This window comes from Microcystis sp. LE19-10.1B, assembly GCF_027530565.1.
Lineage (GTDB): Bacteria > Cyanobacteriota > Cyanobacteriia > Cyanobacteriales > Microcystaceae > Microcystis > Microcystis aeruginosa.
Genome location: NZ_JAPZQM010000510.1, coordinates 1 through 1,454 on the forward strand (window position 1 = coordinate 1; position 1,454 = coordinate 1,454).

The following is a 1,454-nucleotide window of genomic DNA, read 5'->3' on the forward strand; positions in this document are numbered from 1 at the left end:
GGGCTTTTATGAGTGATGTACGGTTATGGATGCCAAGATATCGCTTTTATACTTATCCTGATGTCATGGTGATTAAAGACAAACCATTATATGAAGGAAAAGGCACAAACACTGTAACTAATGCGTTAATCATTGTCGAGGGTTTATCGAAATCAACTAGAGATTATGACCGTACTGATAAGTTTAAGTTTTATCGCTCAATTCCTGAGTTTAAAGAATATATTTTGATTGATCAATACCGTTATTATGTTGAGCAGTTTTATCAACAAAATAATGGGGAGTGGTTGTTTAAAGCCTCTGAATCAGACAAAGATGCTTTAAGGTTTCATTCTGTGGATTTTCAAATGTCATTGCTGGATATTTATCAACGCATTGATTTTAATTTAAGTGAAGAATAATGGTTCTTTGGTTTGTCTTATGCAACGGACAGGATTATAAGAGATGAAACCCTTATAGAGAAAAACATTTGGTGATTTTTGTCAATTGTTTCTGATCTAGAGCGAACTAATTAATTAAATCTCTTGCCAGATAAGGATTTAGTTGATCTATGCAACCCCATTGAAATACCAAGTAACGAAGAACCATATATCTTAGCGAATTTTTCAAGCTAGGGCTTGCTACCTTGTAACCTGATATGGGAATTGATGACGCTCGGCGATTTGCGCCTGGAGAGGTAATACTTCTCCCTCTACATTTATGCTACCCCAGGAGAGTCCTCCCATAGAATCAATACTAATGGCTACTTGACAACCACCTCCTGAACGGTTACGATTAACATTTATGCAAAAATTAAGGTGAGGATAAAATGTCAATAAAAATCACAGAAATACAAGCCTCCGATGGCGCAAAAATTTATATGCAGTACGAAGAAGGTGATAGGGAGCAATTGCAAGCAGTAGGATTTTTCGAGGATATAGAAGAAAGAACAAAAAATTTTCAAGCAGGAGTTACTAATATTGTTAATGAATATGCACAATTGTTATTAACTTCGATAAAACAGGGAGTTTCCCAAGCCAATCCACCCAGTAAGGTTACTTTAGAATTTGGGTTACAAGTTGGGGGCGAAACGGGGATTCCTTTGGTGACAAAAGGTTCAGCACAAGCTAATATTAAAGTTGCTATTGAATGGCAATTTAACCAAGATAAGGGAGGTTAGTATGCAAGTTCAAATCGAAAAACGCTATTACACGCCTGAAGAATATTGTCAGCTAGAAGAAATAGCAGAATACAAAAATGAATATCTAGATGGAGAAATTACTCCAATGGTAGGAGCAACTACTAATCATAATCTGATTGCTTTAAATTTCTGTAGGAATTTTCCGACTAAGATTAACAATCAAGATTATTGGGCTTTTATGAGTGATGTACGGTTATGGATGCCAAGATATCGCTTTTATACTTATCCTGATGTCATGGTGATTAAAGACAAACCATTATATGAAGGAAAAGGCACA

The 1,454-nt window shown here is 35.6% G+C and carries 3 protein-coding genes and 1 pseudogene; all 4 read left to right on the forward strand.

Annotated features, from left to right (window positions below):
• A partial coding sequence (locus O9332_RS18375; protein WP_288026758.1) for a Uma2 family endonuclease occupies window positions 1–398 on the forward strand: 398 nt, incomplete at its 5' end.
• A 12-nt stretch (window positions 399–410) separates the two neighbouring features.
• A pseudogene (locus tag O9332_RS18380) lies at window positions 411–594 on the forward strand (hypothetical protein).
• Window positions 595–805: 211 nt separating this feature from the next.
• On the forward strand, window positions 806–1,156 hold the full coding sequence (locus tag O9332_RS18385) for a CU044_2847 family protein (RefSeq protein ID WP_002762880.1): 351 nt from the start codon (window positions 806–808) through the stop codon (window positions 1,154–1,156).
• 1 nt (window position 1,157) lies between these two features.
• The coding region (locus O9332_RS18390; RefSeq protein ID WP_288026760.1) for a Uma2 family endonuclease at window positions 1,158–1,454 on the forward strand (297 nt) is incomplete at its 3' end.